Origin of the sequence: Psychrobacter sp. Rd 27.2 (assembly GCF_001921755.1) — a bacterium.
Classification (GTDB): domain Bacteria; phylum Pseudomonadota; class Gammaproteobacteria; order Pseudomonadales; family Moraxellaceae; genus Psychrobacter; species Psychrobacter celer.
This window is the reverse complement of the sequence record NZ_MRYB01000005.1, coordinates 1-19,494: the sequence shown is the minus strand read 5'-3', so window position 1 is coordinate 19,494 and position 19,494 is coordinate 1. Positions and strand designations below refer to the sequence as shown.

Here is a 19,494-nt window from a genome sequence, read left to right as displayed (position 1 = left end):
TATGATGCCTTTCCCCCAACTTGCCAACCTGTCGTCGTGACAGCGCGCAAACGCGTCATCATACCATCGCAATTTTCGCCAAATTACGCTATGCTATGGCATTATTTTGTTTTACCCAATTTATCTGTAATCATCAATTTCGAGCCGACTATGAGCAACGCCGTGACAGCAGAAACTGCTAATACCAATCAGACCAACAATACTTCCATAGACCCTACCCAATACCAACCGCAGCTGATCGAAGCGGCACAACAAGCCAAGTGGGCAACGGACAAACGCTATGAAGTGAGTAATGAGCCAAGCGACAAGCCAAGTCGCTATATGCTGTCGATGTTTCCGTACCCAAGTGGCAAGCTGCACATGGGACACGTGCGTAACTATACCATCTCTGATGTACTCAGCCGTTATTATCGCCTCAAAGGCTTTGATGTCATGCAGCCAATGGGCTGGGATGGCTTTGGCCTGCCAGCAGAAAACGCCGCCATCGCCAACCAAACACCGCCTGCTGCTTGGACATTTGCCAACATCGACAACATGCGCGCCCAGCTAAAATTGCTCGGTCTCTCTATCGACTGGTCACGTGAGTTTGCCACTTGTAGCCCTGAGTATTATCAGTGGGAGCAGTGGTTGTTTTTGCAGCTCTACAAAAAAGGCTTGGTCTACAAGAAACTCTCTACCGTCAACTGGGATCCGGTCGACAACACCGTCCTTGCCAACGAGCAAGTCATCGATGGCAAAGGCTGGCGTAGTGGCGCGCCCGTTGAAAAGCGCGACATCCCGATGTATTACTTTAACATCACTGATTATGCCGATGAGCTGCTCGATGATTTAGACCAGCTAGAGGGTCATTGGCCATCTGAAGTTCTGACCATGCAGCGCAACTGGATCGGCCGTAGCGCGGGTATGGAAGTACACTTCCCTTATGAGCTGAGCGGCGAGCGCAACACCTTAGAAGTGTTTACCACTCGCCCTGATACCTTGATGGGCGTCACTTATGTCGCCGTTGCCGCTGAGCATCCGTTAGCGCAGTACGCCTCTGAGCAGGATGACGCCATCGCTCAGTTTTGTGCACTGTGCAAAAAAGGCTCGGTCGCCGAAGCGGATCTGGCCAAAGCCGAAAAAATCGGCATGGATACAGGCCTGACCGTGACCCATCCTCTCACTGGTGAAGAAGTCCCTGTGTGGGTCGCCAACTATGTCTTGATGAGCTATGGCTCAGGCGCAGTGATGGCGGTACCAGCGCACGATGAGCGCGATTATGAGTTTGCCACCAAATACAGCCTACCTATCAAGCAAGTCATCCAGTCGCCTGCAGACTTTGAAGCATCCGTCCTTGCTGCTGCTCAAGCGGACGGCTCTGAGCCAAATCTTGCTTATACTGAGCGCAACATCTTGGTGAACTCAGGCGAATTTGACGGCTTGGATTTTGATCAAGCGTTTGAGGCAATGCTTGCCAAACTTGAGCCACAACAGCTTGCGAAGAAAAAAATCCAGTATCGTCTGCGTGATTGGGGCGTCTCGCGTCAGCGCTATTGGGGCTGCCCTATCCCAATGATCAACTGTGAGCACTGCGGCACGGTGCCTGTCGAAGAGCAAGACCTACCTGTCGTACTGCCAACGGATGTCGTCCCTGATGGCCGCGGCAACCCGCTCAAAAGCATGCCAGAGTTTGTCAATACCACTTGTCCAAAGTGCGGCAACCCAGCTGAGCGCGAGACGGATACCTTTGACACCTTTGTTGAGTCGAGCTGGTACTACGCACGCTTTGCCAGTCCAAACGACACGCAAAACATGGTCAATAAATCTGCCGCCAATAAATGGCTGCCTGTCGATCAATACATCGGCGGTGTCGAGCACGCGGTCATGCATCTACTTTATGCGCGTTTCTTCCATAAGCTCATGCGCGACGAAAACTTGGTATCAGGCAATGAGCCATTTGCCAACTTGATGACGCAAGGCATGGTGCTTGCGGGCACTTTTTACCGCCGCAACGCTGATGGCAGCACCACTTACTACTTCACCGAAGATGTCGATATCGACTACAACGAGCGCGGTCAGCCAGTTAAAGCGATTTTAAAATCTGATGGACAGCCTGTCACCATCGGCAAAATAGAAAAAATGTCCAAATCAAAAAACAACGGCGTCGATCCACAAATCACCATCGATAAATATGGCGCGGATACCGTACGTTTGTACACGCTGTTTACCGCCCCTGCCGACCAGACGCTTGAGTGGTCAGATGACGCGCTAAAAGGCCCTTATAACTTCGTCAAAAAAGTATGGCGCATCGCAACCGACCATATGCAAGCCCTAGCGGCTGCAAGCCTAAGCCCTGATGCATTAAATAAAGCCACGCTCAATAACGAAGCATTAAACACAGAGCACCTTAGCAAAGCGGCGAAAAACTTACGCCGTAAGACTCATGAAACCATCGCCAAGATCGACAGTGACCTAGGCGAGCGCTTGGCGCTAAACACGCCAGTCTCAAGTCTTATGGAGCTTGCCAATGAGCTGACTGGTTTTAAAGCCAGCAGTGAGCAAGACCTGCAAGTACAGCACGAAGCATTGATTGATTTATTAATCATGCTATCTGCCTACGCACCGCACGTCGGCGAGCACTTGCTTGAGCAGCTGGGTGTCGATACGGTCAACTTAAGCTACCCTGCTGTCGACGAGCGCGCACTGGTACAAGACACCATCACCATGGTGGTGCAGGTCAATGGTAAGATGCGCGGCAAAATGGATGTCGCCCCCAACAGCGACCCTGAGCAGCTAAAAGCGCAAGCACGCGCACTTGAGGGTGTGGCCAAGTTTTTGACAGGAGACATCAAAAAAGAGATCGTCGTGCCCAATAAGCTGGTCAATATCGTGGTCGCAGGCTAGTACATCGTCTTTAGCTAGGCGCTACCCGCTAGCGCTATTAGGCGATGCGTCTTTATTACCTTAGGGCGTGCCCTCACCTCCATCGATAGCGGCCTTTACTGCTTCACTAGGCCAAAGACGAGGATTTGAGGGCACCTCCCAAGCTTTTTATCATTAAAGGATAGCGATTATGTCGTATAAGCACCGAGCAGTACCGTCACAATCATCGACCAGCGGACAAAAACTTGCGACAGCGTTACTGGCTGCTTTGCCGATGATGACCGTGCTCGGTGCCACCACCGCACTGAGTGGCTGCGGCTTTCAGCTGCGCGGTTATGAAACGCCGATGCTGCTCGATGTGGCCAAAACAGCGGTCATTATCGAAGATGATCGCACGTCGTTTCCGCTCAAGCTGCCATTGACTCAGCGCCTAAAAACCCTAGGCGCGGAAGTCATGAGCAATATGACCTTAGATGATGTGGCACGTAACAATCGACAAGCACATGCAGAGCCCATCGCCGTCATCGATATCAGCAATGTGCGATTTAAGCGTTATGAGCTGGTTGGGGTTTTGACAGAAATCCGTTTGGTGCTCTCAGCCGATGTCAGTTATCAGACCTTTGAAAATGGCAAACCTGTGATACTCAAAAACGCCATCCAAGTCGATCGCAGCTATCAGTACAACGAAGCCTCGGTCAGCACTGACGATCAGCAAGGCGATCAGATTCGTGACTGGCTCTATGAGCGCTTGGCACGCCGTATCACGGATCAATACGTCGCTATCTCCTTACCCAAAGTGCCACCTGCTGGTAAGCAGGCAGTACCCATGATAAACAGCGCCACTGCACCCACCGTGATGGTGCCAAACGCCCAGTAATTTTATAAGTCTGTAGGAATGCTTCGTCATTCTTCATGATCAAGTAACGCCGCTCTTTTCTTCTTTTTTTAACCTGTGTATCATCAGCCTATGCAAGATACTTTTATCCAAGCCTATCCAAAACTACTACAACCCGCAGCGGCAGTAGCTGGCTTGTGGCTGGCACACGGTGATGAGCCGTTACTCAGTCAATGGCTTATCGATGCCATGCGTCCGCACTGGCGCGCGCAAAACTATGCCATCAAACGTATCGAGCTGGTATCAGTCAAAAGCTGGCAAGATGTGCTATCCGAGCTTGGCAGTCAGTCGTTGTTTGACGATGCCAGTGCGCTGATTGTGACAGGCAATCACAAACCTGATAAAGCCGTCATTGCCGCGCTCGAACGTTTTGCTATCGAGGCACAAGCAGGCACGCACAGTCACAGCCTGCTATGGCTTACGCCTAAGCAAGACAAGCGCAGCCAGAGCAGCAAATGGTTTGCGCCGTTTGCTCAGTACGGTCATGTGATTGATTGCAACTTGTACAATGAGCAGCAGCGTCAGCAGCTATTACAGATACAGGCCCAGCAGTTTGGCCTCACGCTGTCACAAGAAGTGTGGCAGCTGCTGATGTCGCATACCGAGCATCATCTGCTAAGCGCCTATCAAACCTTATGGCGGCTCTCTTATCTGTTTGCGCCGCAGCTCGCACCTGCGGCAACTCCTCATCAACAGTCAACCCATCACTCTACCAGCTCAACTGATGGCAAAGCTCCTACCGAAAACGTCGCATTAGATATTGATGATCTACAAGCCGCGCTGGTCAGTGATGCTCAGTTTAGTGTCTTTGATTTATCCGATGCCATGCTGGCTGGCAACAGCGCGCAGGTAGTCAAAATCATCACGCAGCTCAAGGCCACCGATGAGCCGACGACGTTGGTACTGTGGGCAATCAGTAAAGACATGCGCCAGATTATGCAGCTGCTAGATGGACAAGACCCGCAGGCGCTCGGCATTTGGCGCAGCAAACAAGGCTTATATCAGCAGGCGTGTCGTCGCCAGTCAAAGGCGCAGACCGCGCAGTGGCCGGCGCTGCTTTATCGCTGCGACCAAGCCATCAAAGGACTTATCCGTCAGCCTGCATGGGAGCTACTATTACAAGCAGCGCTTGAGCTATCTGGCAAACGCTTGTTTATCACTTGATACACCTCTCGTTTAGCCGCCATCCCTAATTTACTTCTATAAACGACTTACTTGTATAAACGACGACCAAATCCGCCACAACCGAGTGGCAGATTTTGGTTCTCTCGATCCTCCTTAACCTTTCTTAAACTAATTGCCATTCCTTTTTGCGCAGCAAGCCTCTACTATAGCTACACTTGATTTTATTGTGATTGGATAGTTGTCATGGGCAAAATAAGCAAAAAACCTGCGATCAAATGGGCAGTGGTCACTTTGGTCGTCGTCGTATTCGGCGCGCTGGCCTATCGTTTTTTTATGCCAAAAGAAACAGCGCCTAAATACCTAACGGCGAAGGTAGAGGTCGGTGATATCGAAAATAACGTCATGGCTTCAGGCAAGGTCAAAGCCCTCAATACCGTCGATGTCGGCGCGCAGGTATCAGGTGAGGTCAAACGGCTCTATGTAGAGGTGGGAGACGAAGTGCAGCAAGGCGATTTGATTGCCCAAATCGATCAAGTGACACAAAACAACAACTTAAGCAATCAGCAAGCCAGTCTAGAGCAAAGCCGCGCCGCACTACAAAGCGCACGTGCAGAAGCGCTAAGCCGACAAGCCAGCCTCAAGAGCGCCTACGCCGATCTTGCCAGCCGCCAATCTGAGCTCAAACAAGCTCAGTCTGATTTTGCTCGCCTGCAAGACTTAGTCGCTATCGATGCGATATCGCAGCAGGAGTATGACACACAAGCGACCAACGTCGAGACAGCAAAGGCCGCGGTGGCCAATGCGCGCGCCGCTATTGATACAGCCAAAGCCGCTATCGCCACCACAGAAGCCAATATCAATAGCCAGCAAGCGGCGCTACGCATCTCAGAGACCAACGTCAATACTGCTCGCGAGGATTTGAGCTATACCACTATCCGCGCACCCATCTCTGGTACTGTCGTCTCGATCACCACCGAGCAAGGCACCACGGTCAATGCCAATCAAACCGCCCCGACGCTAGTCACCCTCGCCGACCTCTCGACCGTACGTATCAACGCGCAAATATCTGAAGCTGATGTCATCAATGTTAAAGCTGGCATGCCCGCTTATTTCAACATCATTGGCAATCCAGACCAAAAGTACGATGCTACCTTGACCGCAATAGAGCCTGCACCAGAAAAAATCAGCGAAACCAGCTCCACCGATGCCGCCATCTACTACGTCGGCTACGTCGAAGTCCCCAATCCTGAGCGTTTATTTCGCATCGATATGACCGCGCAGATTTATATTGTCATCGATCAAGCAAAAAACACACTGCTGGTGCCCTCTGCTGTCATCCATGACGGGCCTGCTGATGGCAAAACCACAGATGCAACCAGCCGCCAAGTAAGTAATAATACATCTGAGCATACCAGTAAGTTTGTCCGTGTGTTAAAAGACGACGGCAGCGTAGAGAAGCGCGCCGTCACAGTCGGTATCGACAACCGCGTCAACGCGCAAATACTCAGTGGTCTAACAGCAGGCGAAGAAGTCATCATCAGTACAGAAAACGCAGAAGGCTCGCGCAGTGGTCGCCGCGCAGGTGGCCCGCCAAGAATGTAGATGTTAACTGAACCTGTCTTAAACTCACTCGGCCATACAAGCACTGACGCACACAAGCGCTTTTATGACAAAGCTCATGACCTTATTGAGACACTGCTATGATGACACCTCAACCTTCTCCACAGCCGAGCGAGCGCTCGCTGATAGCTGATAAAAAAAGCCAAGTAGCCACTCCTCCTATCAAGCCCATCATGCAGCTATCGGGGATCATTCGGGAGTTTGCAGCAGGTGAGCAGACCATTCGCGTGTTGCACGATATTGATTTGACGATTTATCAAGGCGAGATGGTCGCGATTATCGGTCAGTCTGGCTCTGGCAAGTCGACGTTGATGAATATCTTGGGCTGCTTGGACCAAGCGACAGCGGGAGACTATAAGATTTATGGACAATCAGCCAACCAGCTTGATGCTGACGAGCTGGCCGAGCTGCGCCGTGAACACTTCGGCTTTATCTTTCAGCGCTATCATCTGCTAGGCGATATCAGCGCCCGTGATAATGTCGCTGTCCCTGCCGTCTATGCAGGCATGGATACGAGTGCACGCATGACACGGGCAGAGGCGCTGCTCACTGATCTTGGACTAGGCAATAAAGTCGACAACCGTCCTAATCAGCTCTCAGGCGGTCAGCAGCAGCGCGTCTCTGTCGCTCGAGCCTTGATGAACGGTGGTGATGTGATTTTGGCCGATGAGCCGACAGGCGCACTCGATAGCAAGTCCGGCGATGATGTGATGGAGATTTTGCATGACCTCAATGCTCAGGGTCATACCATCATCATGGTCACCCACGATCCGCATCTTGCCGAGCAAGCCGAGCGTGTCATTGAGCTAAAAGACGGCCATATCATTGCAGATTATAAAACCGAGCATTATCAGCCAACCACCCAGCAGCCAGCTCCTATTCTGGGTAGCCACCGCAAAAGCGCCTTGGCAAGCTTTCTTGATCGCTTGCTTGAAGCTTTTAAAATGTCCTTGCTCGCCATGCGTGCGCACAAAATGCGTACCCTGCTTACCATGTTGGGCATCATCATCGGCATCGCGGCAGTGGTCTCTATCGTCGGCCTCGGCCAAGGCTCGCAGCAGCAGATACTTGCCAACATCAGCTCACTGGGCACCAACACCATTACTGTCAATGACGGCTACCCCAGAGGCGATCCGCGCCGCCGGTATAATGACGACAACCTGACCCCTGAAGATGCGCAAGCTGTGGGCAATCAACCTTACGTCATTAGCGTCAGTCCGCAAGTAAATAGCACCTCTAGCGTTCGTTACCGCAGTGTACAAGAAGACGCAACGGTTAATGGGATTGGCGAAGACTATCTAAAAGTCACAGGCGAAACACTGGTACAAGGTCAAGGCTTTGATGCACAAAGTATCAGTCTGCGCAGTCAGGACATCATCATCGACGACAATGCCAAGCAGGCTTTTTTTGCCGATATCGACAACCCTATCGGTGAGGTCATACTAATCGGCAGCGTACCAGGGCGGGTGATCGGTGTACTGGCAGAGAACGATGGCGGATTTGGCCCTGATATCACCACACCCACCATATATATGCCCTATACCACCGTCATATCCCGTGTTACGGGCGGCGCTTATATCGATCGTTTTGTGGCATTACTCGATGACAGTGTCTCATCTAGTGTCGCCGAGTCTGCTATCTACGAGCTGATAGAAGGCCGTCACGGTCAGGCGGACTTTCAGATTCGTAACTCTGACTCTATTCGCCAGACCATCGAGGCCACGACAGGGACGATGACGCTGCTCATCTCCTCAGTGGCGGTTATCTCACTGATCGTCGGCGGTATTGGGGTGATGAATATCATGCTGGTGTCTGTGACCGAACGTACCAACGAGATTGGGGTGCGTATGGCGGTTGGGGCACGGCAAAGCGATATCATGCAGCAGTTTTTGATAGAGGCTGTTTTGGTTTGTATTTTAGGAGGACTACTGGGTATTGGCTTGGCATTTGCCATCGGTGAGCTGATCAACCGCATCGGCGGCGATAGCTTTAAAGTCATCTACTCACCGACCTCTATTATCGCAGCTTTTGTTTGCTCGACGCTCATTGGGATTGTATTTGGCTTTTTGCCAGCCCGTAATGCGGCCAAACTCGATCCCGTTGACGCACTGTCTCGAGACTAATCGCGACACAGAATGACGCATTGACCAAACACACACGGTCAAAAAGAGCAAAAATGATAAAAATGGCAAAAAAACTAAAAAATCCTGCTAGATTTGCACTTTTTTTATCATGTGGGGTTGTAATTGTCATAATAATATATATAATGTGCTCTCACGTTTAGGGATACAAACTTTCTAAACGAGAAACCAAGCTTACTGTCTCTGCTAATATTGATAATACGATATACTCAGATAATAAGCTTGATAGAAAATTCTATTTAAAGGATTTTCTCTTGCAGTAATATGCAAACCTAGTGTTGATATCGAGTTTCTTAGAATTTACGAAAATGTAAATTCTCTTGCGCTCGGATGAAGTAGTACTTCATTTTATCCTCGCTCAGGGCCGATAGCTCAGTTGGTAGAGCAGTTGACTTTTAATCAATTGGTCCCGCGTTCGAGTCGCGGTCGGCCCACCATATTTAGTTTGATGCTTGTTTATCATTCTCCCCTATCCGGTAGTGATAAATGAGTAAAAAACATCATTAGGATGTTTAGATTTATATAGTTTTCTTTTAAGAAAATTATTCTTGCATAGCGTCAGATACATTGATTATATGCATAAATGTTATAAAATTCTATTTAAAGAATTTTCTCTTGCAGTAACATGCAAACCTAGTGTTGATATCGAGTTTCTTAGAATTTACGAAAATGTAAATTCTCTTGCGCTCTGATAAAACACTTAATTAGACATCAGTAAGGTGTCGATTTTTTAGAAAATTCTATTTAAAGAATTTTCTCTTGCGAGACTAAAATTGCAGTGCAATTTTTTAACGTCTCTCAGGGCCGATAGCTCAGTTGGTAGAGCAGTTGACTTTTAATCAATTGGTCCCGCGTTCGAGTCGCGGTCGGCCCACCATATTTGAAAAGCCCCATCACTAACTTAATAGTGACGGGGCTTTTTTTTGCGTGCCTGTTAGCGCTATCGTTTGGATTTACGGCGACGCGAAAAGACAGTAAAGTCAGCGTCTTTGCGCCATAGCAGCTTATGTTTGATGGTGTCTTTGATGGTACGCGGATGCTTGGGTGCCTGCGTGATGAGCATATCAAAAGTGGCGTCGTCTATCGCCAGCTCGCGGCCATGCGCCATCATCACCACCGAGGGCTTTAACGCTTTGATTTTTTGCAGCGACTGGATATAGAGTTTTGGATCATAAATAGGAAATGGCGCGACGAACTTGTGACGCAGCTTGATAATCAAGTCTGCTGTATATATTTGCCGACTTGGCAGATGAAATAACGATAAGTCACGATCTGTATGCCCTGGCGTTTCAAGCACTTGCCACTCATCAAACTCAGGCACGCAGTCGCCATCTTTTACCATCACATCAGGATTCAGATGTGCCGGGTAATAAAGATTTTTGGCCGAGCGTCCTTGCCGTCTCGCCACATAATGCGCCAAATTCATATCGATGACATGCATGGCTCGCCCGCCGATACCGCCATACCACTGAGTTTTTTTGTCTGCTGATACGATCAGGCAGCCTGTCTGTTTTTTAAACTGCAGAGCACCGCCAGCATGATCAGGGTGCATATGTGTGACCATCACCACCTTTAGATCCGTTAGCGGGCGTTGTAGCGTCGTTTTTATATAATCAAGCACCAATGCCACATCAGGACGACAGCCACCATCCAACAGCATGATCTTGTCTGGATATACCGCAAGATAGGTACTTTGGATATAGCCTTCTAAACGTACAATCTCACATAAGCTCATTATTATCTTTTCCCTGACCCATGATTCAATGCCATGAGCATTTATTAAATCCATTTGCTATTTAGTATAACGTTCATTATGGCTAAAAAAATGACTTTGAGTGAACGCTTGTGACTATAAATAGTTCACCTTATGTCAGCTTTAAATCATACACTGCCGCACCCAGCCCTAAAAAGGCAAAAACTCAGCACCTAGGCTGAGTTTAAGATAAAGCGTTTGAAGATAAAAACTGATACCGTATCAGTCAACTATGCAAGGTCACGAACCTTTGGCTCACGCTCCCACAGACGCGACTTGGCGTTTTCGATAAAGGCATCTAAGTCAGCAAGAGGCGTGACAAAGCTGTCTTTTTCTACTGGTAGCTTACTTAAGATGAATTCTTCAGTCGCTCCGCAGTAGGCAATAGCTTTGCAATGTACATAAGCATCAGTAAACCAATCTAAGGTCGAGCTGTCTTTTGCTAGTTTCTTGGCTTGCTCTGGCATGATGATACTGACCACCGCATCAAAAAATACCGAAGGCGCCCCTGCTACACGCTCTTCAGCTTGTATGCGAGTACCATCATCTAGTTTCACTTCTTTACTCGGCGCAACGATTTTTACCATCCCGCCCTGAGCATTGACCGCATCTTCGAACTTTTTAATCTCGCTATGCTTAGAGCCTTCGGCGACCAAGATACCCACCAATCGCCCTTTTAAGCTCTTAGGCGTACGGCCAATGGTCTGCACAGCCTCTGATGTCGCCATGTCTTGTACAGGCGCTGCCGCATCAGCAGGCTCTGGCAACTCCATACCCAAGGCAGTTGCCACGCGCTTGGCCAAATCTTCATCGATATGCAGCAGGTGGCTGAGCATACGGGTACGTACATGAGGAGTATCTACTTTACCCAGCTCAAATGCGTAGGCCGTCGCAATATGTGCCTGCTCAGCTGGGGTTTGACTACGGTAGAACATGCGCGGCTGGCTATAGTGGTCTGCAAAGCTCTCTGCGCGAATACGGCCTTTTACATTATCATCTAAGCGCTCTGCATACGACTCAAAGCCTTTTTTGACGCTTTCACGTGGACGATCTAAATCCAGACTTTGTGGTTCATAGAGGGTACGCGTCTTGGGTACTTGCATTTGCATGTGGCCGTCTTGCTGATTATTGGCAAACGGACATTTTGGCGCGTTAATAGGGATTTGCGCAAAGTTTGGCGACCCCAAACGCGACAGCTGGGTGTCAAGATAACTAAATAGACGACCTTGCAGTAAAGGATCATTACTAAAATCGATACCAGCCGGCAGATGTGACGGACAAAATGCTACTTGCTCCGTTTCTGCAAAAAAGTTATCAGGGTTACGGTTCAAGACCATTTTACCGATGATTTTCACAGGCACCGTCTCTTCTGGAATCAGCTTGGTCGCATCTAGATGGTCAAATGGAAACTCATTGGCTTCTTCTTCAGTAAATAACTGAACACCAAACTCCCACTCAAAATACATACCGTTTTCAATCGCTTCATACATGTCACGGCGGTTATAATCAGGATCAGCACCAGATATTTTTACCGCTTCATCCCAAGTAAGCGACTGTACACCTGCTACTGGCTTCCAATGAAAACGTACAAAGGTACTTTTTCCGTCTTTGTTAATCAAACGATAACTATGAATGCCAAAGCCTTCCATCATGCTAAAGCTACGCGGGAGCGCTCGATCACTCATCAGCCAAATGACATTGTGCATGGTCTCAGGACTTAACGACACAAAGTCCCAAAAGGTATCATGAGCAGATGCTGCCTGCGGAAAGCCGCGATCAGGCTCCGGCTTGACTGCATGCACCAGATCTGGGAATTTCATGGCATCTTGAATAAAGAAAATCGGCATATTATTACCAACGATATCCCAGTTACCTTCTTCGGTATAAATCTTGACCGCAAAGCCGCGGACATCGCGAGGCGTATCTTTTGAGCCTTTATTGCCAGCCACGGTCGAAAAACGAGTAAATAAAGGTGTCTGCTTCCCTGTTTCTGTAAGAATTTTGGCGGTCGTGTATTCTTCTAACGATTCTGTCAACTCAAAATAACCATGTGCGGCGCTACCACGTGCATGGACGATACGCTCAGGGATACGCTCATGGTCAAAATGATGAATCTTTTCACGCAGGACAAAATCTTCTAGCAAAGTTGGCCCACGTGCGCCAGCTTTTAATGAGTTTTGGTTATCAGAAATCGCAACGCCTTGCTGCGTGGTGAGCGCTTTTGTGTCATCGTCTGCACGTTGGTGAGTCTCGCCGCCATTGCCGCGAGTTGGGTTCATGTCTTTTGCGGGGTCAGTATGATCAAGATGCTTTTTCATAATATATCCTAGCTGATGAATGAAATGGCCTCTGATGAGACTATCCAAAGCGCGTAAACCCAGTATTTATATCCTTGTATCTATATAGTGACTTCGGCTGTCGCTTCATGTTTTATGAGTTACGCGGCGGTTGATTATCTAACTTTTTATTGTTGCTCTTTCACTGCTATTACGGCGGGCATTGCCAATCACTAGCAATGCCAATCATAGTGCTCATCACTCATCTTACATAAAAACTTCGCGATTTATGTCACATATATCGTGAAGCTTGTTGATTTTTGGTTAAACCAATGACCCAAACTATTAGCACATTACTATCATCAAATATATTGCTAAGTCCTTAACGCTCATGGCAGCGCTCTTTAGATTTTTTGCCTCAAGAATATCGATAGCGTTCGTGCCTATTATCAGTTAAATTATAAGGACAGCCATAAAATAAAGTCAGCCAGCATCAAAGCTGTGGCAAACACTAGCGGCGAGTTCTGATCAAGCAAAATTTTTATAACCATCGCTTATAGCCATCATAAAAGGCTTGGTGTATCACTTTGTATAAGGCGGTTCGTAACTGTATTTACGGGCCGTCTTTATTCATCCGTCTAGGGCGTATTGTTCGTTGAGTAAGGAAAATAGCCATATCCAAGCTTTATTGGATATATTCCCTAGTTATAGACAAGGAAGACAGTTATGTTATTAGATAACGACGTATTGCGTGCGCGCATTCGTTTATTAGGATCGTTTTTAGGCGAAGCCATCTCTCGCCAATCTGGGCAACAAACCTTAGATACCATCGAGACCTTGCGCCAAGGTTTTATCCAAGAGCGCCGCGAGCATAACGACGGACAAAAAAAGCAACTTATCGAGCTCATCGCCTCGCTAGACAATCAAACACTAAAAAATGTCATTCGCGCGTTTTCTATTTACTTTTTTTTGGCAAATTTGACCGAAGAAAACTACTTACGTGAGCAGCGGCGAGTGATGCGCGCGGAGTCTAACCAAAGCTGGGAAGGCTCTTTTCGTCGCACTTTATCAGAATGCCGCGAGCGGCAGATCGAACCTGAACAAATCAAAGAGCTCATTGATCAGCTAAAATTTATCCCTGTCTTTACCGCGCACCCTACCGAGGCGCGTCGCCGTACGACGATGAATATCTTGCAAACGCTATATGAGCACACCGATGCCATGGGTGTCTATCCTGAGGGCAGTCTCGCCTTTGGGCAGGCCAAACAAAAAACCGCGGAAACCATTGATCTACTATGGTCATCAGATGAGGTGCGGACTCGTAAACCCTTGGTCTATGATGAGATTAATAATGGTCTGCATTATTTTGATGCCAGTCTTTTTACCGCCATACCGAAAGTCTATCGCAATATCAAAGACGCAATCGTAGAGATTTATCCAGAGCTTAGTGACTATGCGCTGCCCGCTTTTGTCAATTTTGGCTCTTGGATCGGCGGCGATAGAGACGGCAATCCCTTCGTCACTCATGAGACCACAGAAATGGCCGTGTTGATGCATGCCAATACCGTGCTGCGCCATTACCAAGTATTGATCCGAAAGCTGCGCCGCGAGCTGATTCATAGCGATAGCATCGTCACCATCGTGCCCGAGATTTATGAGCGCATCCAAGACTACAGCGAGCTGGATCAGCAAGTGTTTTGTTATAACCCTGATGACTACAATCATGAACCATACCGTAGATTGTTATCACTCATCCTTGCCAAAATAAAAGCCACCAACCAGTATATCCAAAGCCAAGGCACAGACGACAATGCAGCAAAAGACGCGTACTTATCGCCGGCCGCACTGTTAGATGACTTACGCCTTATCCGCAAGAGCGTCAATACGCATGATAGCGCCCATGCCGAAGGGCTACTGCTAGATACCATCCGCTTGGTCAAAACCTGCGGCTTTCATCTGGCCGCGCTCGATATTCGCCAAGACTCAGGCTATCATGGCGAGGTCATTGCCGATATTTTTGCCAATGCCTCCAACTTGCCCGATTACAAGGTGCTAAGCGAAGCAGAGCGCCAAGAGTGGCTGACCCGCCTACTACAAAAACCAGGCACGCCACTGATTTATACCGATAATTTAAGCGAGCAAACCCGTGAGCAGCTGGCATTGATGCAGTCGGTGGCCAAACTGCGCAAACTGGTCGGCGACGATACCTTTGGCAGCTACGTGATCTCAATGACCAATAACGCCAGTCAGCTGCTAGAAGTACTGCTGCTGATGCGTTTTGCGGGTTTGTCTGGTATCGATGACGACGGACACTTATTTGCCGCCTTGCCGGTAGCACCATTGTTTGAAACCATCGAAGACCTTAAAAACATCGATAAAATCATGCCAACGGTGCTGGATAACCCACTGTATCGCGAGCTACTTGAGCACTCAGGCAATATTCAAGAGATTATGCTGGGCTACTCCGACTCTTCTAAAGACGGCGGCATTATTACCTCGGCTTGGCAGCTGTATAGCGCCCAGCAGACCATCACACGTATTGCCAACCAATACGGCATTAGCACCCGTCTGTTTCATGGCCGCGGCGGCTCTGTCAGTCGCGGCGGCGGCTCAACTCATCAGGCCATCGCCGCTCAGCCTGCTGGTACATTAAACGGACAAATCAAGTTTACCGAACAAGGCGAAGTGCTCTATGCCAAATACGCCAACCCAGATACAGCAGTGTTTGAGCTAACCATGGGCATCACAGGCGCGCTAAAAGCCAGCTCATCACGCTTTGTAGCGCAGCCGGCCCAGCTCGATAGCTATGAAGCACTGTTTGCAGATTTGGCCGATGCAGGCGAGCAGCAATATCGAGCACTGACGGATAATACAGAAGGCTTTTATCAGTTTTACTCCGAGGCCACGCCTGTACAAGAGATCTCTTTGCTAAATATCGGCTCGCGCCCTGCCCACCGCAAAAAAGGCTTGCCAAGCAAATCAACGATTCGGGCGATACCTTGGGTGTTTGGCTGGTCATTGGCCCGCTTTACTCTTCCTGCATGGTATGGCGTGGGCACGGCATTAGAGAGTGTCAAACAAAACGAAGGATTGATGAAAGAGATGAATAAAAACTGGCCGTTTTTTAGTGCATTTATCAGCAATATCGAAATGGCCTTTACCAAATCGGAGATGAATATCGCCCACGCCTACAGCCTGCTGTGCAAAGACGAGCACTTACGCACACAAGTCATGCAGGCTGTCGAGCACGAGCACGCGCTTACTCACTCTGGCCTAAACTCCCTGCTCGAGCAAACCTCATTATTGTCCACGCAGCAAGAGCTGGCAGCATCTTTACAATGGCGCAATGCTTACTTAGACCCGATCAACTATATCCAAATCGAGCTGCTCAAACGCATGCGCCAACCTGATGATAATGATGCTAAAAGTACCGACAAACTGGCGGTAGAAGATCCCCTGATTCGCAGTATCAATGCCCTTGCAGCAGGACTACGTAATACTGGTTAGAACTTGATACTGATATTAAAACGCAAATAACCGCTGACTTAGTTAGCGGTTATTTTTTGAAAAACCAAAATTTGGTTGTTCGCTGGCATCTGATATTGAGTCATTAATGTTAAATGGTGGGCGTTGGCTAAAGCAATGATATCTTCTTTATGCCGGATACCGCTACCAGCATCACGCTGGCGCAAACTGCTATCAAACTGCTAGTTACTTGCACTGGTATAGCGTCCGTTTTCATTAAATGGCCCGTAAACAATCAGCTTGCCGTCTAACGGTAATGCTGCCCCGACCAACTCAAATAACCTCTCAACCAAAGGCCAAGCGATAATATGTAAGGTGTTAGCGGTAAATACAGCGTCATAAGGTTCGCCAGTATTAGTTTTTGGAATAGAATCTGTTAACAAATTAAAAGCCAACGGTGCATACAGGTTTGATGCGGGATAGGCATTATGCCAAGCTTGTATCACCTGATGATTATCAGTTACATCGCTGGTTTGCCATTGTAGGTGTGGCAAGCTTGGTGCAAAGTAAACGCTGTGCTGACCGGTACCTGAGCCGACTTCTAAGACATGAGTATGCTCTTGTAGCTCTTTTTGTAGTACGTTTAAGATAGGCGCTTTATTATTTTCACACGCTTGCGAAAATGGCGCTCCAGCTGGAGCAATCGATTGCGTATTATCAGAATCACTATTAAACACTATGGCCATCCTTATAATGCTGTTTTCATCAAGTACAGATATCAATAACGAAGATAAGCAATAATAACCCACCACAACGACCTAATAGATACCTGCTTCAATGCCTGCTGCCAATGTCATTGCCAGCTCTTCGACTTGCTCAGTGAACGCCTCTTGCCAATCACCTTGTAAAATCAGCGCTTCTTGTATCCACTCCCAGCGCAGCCCCGTCGTAATCGTTTTCATCGCATTTTTAGTCCCTGTGCCATCGTGTCCTGCGCGAATATATAACGCAAACGGCATACCCTGTTTTTTTTCTAGTACTGGATAATAACAACGATCAAAGAAATCCTTGGTCAATCCTGCCATATACGCCAAGTTCTCAGTCGTGCCTAATAATAATGCATCCGCTGCGAGTATATCTTCAGGCTGCGTATCTTGAGGAGATTTAAGTATGACGTTGATATCTATATCGGGATGATTAGCGCCATCGTAGGCCGCTTGCGCCAACTTCTTAGTATTCGGTGATGGCGCATGCGCGACGATAAGTAAGGTTTTAGTAGCCATATTAATCACCATTATAAAATATATCAGTTCTTAGAATAAATAGTCACCTTTTGCATGATATCAGGATGGATGCTTTTCGCAACTGGACAAGTCAGCGCTGTGTTATAAAATATCTTTTGCGTTTTCTCATCTAGCTGCCGATTAAAAGTGATCGCGACATGTATTTCACTGACGCGTCTTGGATCAGCTGTCATCACTTTGGTCACCTCAGCGGTAGTACCGGTGATATCAATCTCCATATCACGAGCTTTAATCCCAATGATCGTTAGCATACAGCTTGCCAAGCTCGTCGCTAACAAATCAGTTGGTGAAAAAGCTTCACCCTTGCCTTGATTATCAGTCGGCGCATCAGTAATAATTTCATTGTTTGATTGCAAATGAATAGCGCTAGTACGCAAGTCACCTTGATAGGTTATTTTTGAAGTTGTCATAGGGTTCCCTTATATAGTTATCAATATTAAATATATATTTAAAAAATATCTTCCTTCATCTAAATAATATACTTTATTTGTATAATAAAGCTATGGTAGTTGATAGTATTTCTTACCACTTTTATAAAGCAGATTTAGTAAATGGCTTATGGAATAAAGAAGGCATTTGATCTTGTTTTAAATAGAATTTAGGCATTTGATCTTCTTCAATCCAAGCATATCCATTTAGGCGATCTTTTAAAACACCATATTGTGAAGGCATTGACAACTCATTCATAATCTTTCTCACGAATGAACGATACCTCCTTCCAACAAAATATTGTTTATATAAGTAAGAAGGAATTGGAAGCTTTACAGCATCATCTCCAGAAACTGAAATACCAAGAATTTTCGTTGGAGGAGCTAACTTTATAAATCTAAGATCTACACCTTTAGACTTTAAAAGGTTATCTCCAACAGACATGATTTCACTAACCATTTTAGAATGCTTCTGATATCGTCCTTGTTCCATATCTCTTTCTATTTCAGTAATTCTCTCTCGTATTTCCTGCACTTCTGAATTGCTCCGATAATAAGAAAGTGCTTCGAGATATTCTTGTCCATCAGTACATTCTTTCACTAGCATAGGTATGAAATTAGGAAGCTGAAGTTCGTCTGAGCTAGGAACTAAATCTAAGTCGCTATATGTTTGAAGCATACTCTTTTTAAACCCCTTCATACCGACATTGAAAGATTTAGCAAAATCAGTAGAGTTGTTTGAGCCAGAATTCAGACGATCAAGGAAGTCATACGAAAAAAAATCTCTTAGTGGATGGGACATGTAGGTCAAGTTTAGTTTTGCAGCATATACTTGGTGCCATATATACTGAGTTCCTAACCACGCCATAACTGAAAGCATTCTCTTAACGTGTGGTGATAACTTTCTCCAGCTGACAGGTCTTCCGTCAATACCATGAATTTCAAAACCTTCACCTAGCTTATAATCAGCTGGACTCGCTAAAAAAGCCTCAATTAAAGGGTTCTCTTTTTCAATACCCATAGTCCGAAAAACTAAATAAAATTCCGAACTCGAATGCTCCCAGATGAATTTACTAAAAGCATTAGCTTGTTCGAAATATTGAGAAAATAAACTTCTGTCAGATCCACTCTTAAATGCTGTAGTCCATGCTTCAGAAAGGGACTTAGAAATAGTCAATAAGTCATTATCTTCTTCTTTAAGAACAGTTTTAAAAGAAAACACAGGATCAGATAACATTTTTTTTCTAGCAGATGTTAAAGATGCTTTATAGGTATCTGGAACAACTATGTTATCACTTAATAAAAAAGCCTCACTAAAGCGTTCAAGAGCAACATGTTCGATATCAAGTAAAGCTGGTTCTTTAGTTGGAGCTTTCCCCAGTGCCCGTTGCACGCTTGAGATTGTTGCGTTATCCAATAAAATAGAAGACATTAAAATTATCCCTAGAAAAGTATATAACCCTTGATCTGTAATAATACCATTAAAATAATAAATCCCCACGCAAAAAAAAGCCCCCTTCTACTCACGTAGAAGGGGGCTTTTTAGGAATAGGGAGCTGACGATGACCTACTCTCACATGGCCGGAGCCACACTACCATTGGCGCAACGATGTTTCACTTCTGAG

General features: G+C 47.1%; 11 protein-coding genes, 2 tRNA genes and 1 pseudogene. 8 read left to right on the top strand and 6 right to left on the bottom strand.

Going from position 1 to position 19,494, the window contains the following annotated elements:
* The first annotated feature begins 150 nt into the window (after nt 1-150).
* From leuS to BTV99_RS05815, 7 genes are all read left to right on the top strand, one after another.
* Complete coding sequence (gene leuS / locus BTV99_RS05845; RefSeq protein ID WP_075101563.1) at nt 151-2,883, top strand: leucine--tRNA ligase; 2,733 nt, start codon at nt 151-153, stop codon at nt 2,881-2,883.
* 169 nt (nt 2,884-3,052) lie between these two features.
* Nucleotides 3,053-3,739: a hypothetical protein gene (locus BTV99_RS05840; protein WP_075101443.1), complete on the top strand. Its 687-nt coding sequence runs from the start codon at nt 3,053-3,055 to the stop codon at nt 3,737-3,739.
* 90 nt (nt 3,740-3,829) lie between these two features.
* Nucleotides 3,830-4,921: a DNA polymerase III subunit delta gene (locus BTV99_RS05835; protein ID WP_075101442.1), complete on the top strand. Its 1,092-nt coding sequence runs from the start codon at nt 3,830-3,832 to the stop codon at nt 4,919-4,921.
* Nucleotides 4,922-5,125: 204 nt separating this feature from the next.
* Nucleotides 5,126-6,484 (top strand): efflux RND transporter periplasmic adaptor subunit, encoded by a 1,359-nt coding sequence (locus BTV99_RS05830; RefSeq protein ID WP_075101441.1) that lies wholly within the window; start codon nt 5,126-5,128, stop codon nt 6,482-6,484.
* A 191-nt stretch (nt 6,485-6,675) separates the two neighbouring features.
* The gene (locus BTV99_RS05825) at nt 6,676-8,625 is read left to right on the top strand and encodes a MacB family efflux pump subunit (RefSeq protein WP_075101562.1); all 1,950 of its coding nucleotides are present in this window, start codon (nt 6,676-6,678) and stop codon (nt 8,623-8,625) included.
* Between the two features lie 379 nt (nt 8,626-9,004).
* Nucleotides 9,005-9,080, top strand: a tRNA-Lys gene (locus tag BTV99_RS05820).
* Between the two features lie 364 nt (nt 9,081-9,444).
* A tRNA-Lys gene (locus tag BTV99_RS05815) sits at nt 9,445-9,520 on the top strand.
* A gap of 63 nt (nt 9,521-9,583) precedes the next feature.
* On the opposite strand, the gene BTV99_RS05810 is transcribed toward BTV99_RS05815, so the two are convergent.
* Together BTV99_RS05810 and BTV99_RS05805 are read right to left on the bottom strand one after the other, a co-directional pair.
* Nucleotides 9,584-10,378, bottom strand: a complete 795-nt coding sequence (locus BTV99_RS05810; RefSeq protein ID WP_075101440.1) for an MBL fold metallo-hydrolase — start codon at nt 10,376-10,378, stop codon at nt 9,584-9,586.
* 248 nt (nt 10,379-10,626) lie between these two features.
* Nucleotides 10,627-12,714 carry a catalase gene (locus tag BTV99_RS05805; protein WP_075101439.1) on the bottom strand — a complete coding sequence of 696 codons (2,088 nt, stop codon included), beginning with the start codon at nt 12,712-12,714 and terminating at the stop codon, nt 10,627-10,629.
* Nucleotides 12,715-13,398: 684 nt separating this feature from the next.
* Between BTV99_RS05805 and ppc the strand changes: the two genes are divergently transcribed.
* Nucleotides 13,399-16,179 (top strand): phosphoenolpyruvate carboxylase, encoded by a 2,781-nt coding sequence (gene ppc / locus BTV99_RS05800; RefSeq protein WP_075101438.1) that lies wholly within the window; start codon nt 13,399-13,401, stop codon nt 16,177-16,179.
* A gap of 38 nt (nt 16,180-16,217) precedes the next feature.
* Here the strand turns inward: ppc and BTV99_RS05795 are convergent.
* The 4 genes and pseudogenes from BTV99_RS05795 to BTV99_RS05780 all read right to left on the bottom strand — a co-directional run bounded on the left by BTV99_RS05795 (nt 16,218) and on the right by BTV99_RS05780 (nt 19,301).
* A pseudogene (locus tag BTV99_RS05795) lies at nt 16,218-16,874 on the bottom strand (DUF938 domain-containing protein).
* A gap of 81 nt (nt 16,875-16,955) precedes the next feature.
* A complete protein-coding gene (locus BTV99_RS05790; protein WP_075101561.1) occupies nt 16,956-17,420 on the bottom strand; it encodes a flavodoxin family protein in 465 nt (154 codons plus the stop codon).
* A 23-nt stretch (nt 17,421-17,443) separates the two neighbouring features.
* Nucleotides 17,444-17,851 (bottom strand): OsmC family protein, encoded by a 408-nt coding sequence (locus BTV99_RS05785; protein WP_075101437.1) that lies wholly within the window; start codon nt 17,849-17,851, stop codon nt 17,444-17,446.
* Between the two features lie 121 nt (nt 17,852-17,972).
* Entirely contained in the window at nt 17,973-19,301 is a 1,329-nt protein-coding gene (locus BTV99_RS05780) for a hypothetical protein (RefSeq protein WP_075101436.1), read from the bottom strand.
* Nucleotides 19,302-19,494 lie beyond the last annotated feature (193 nt).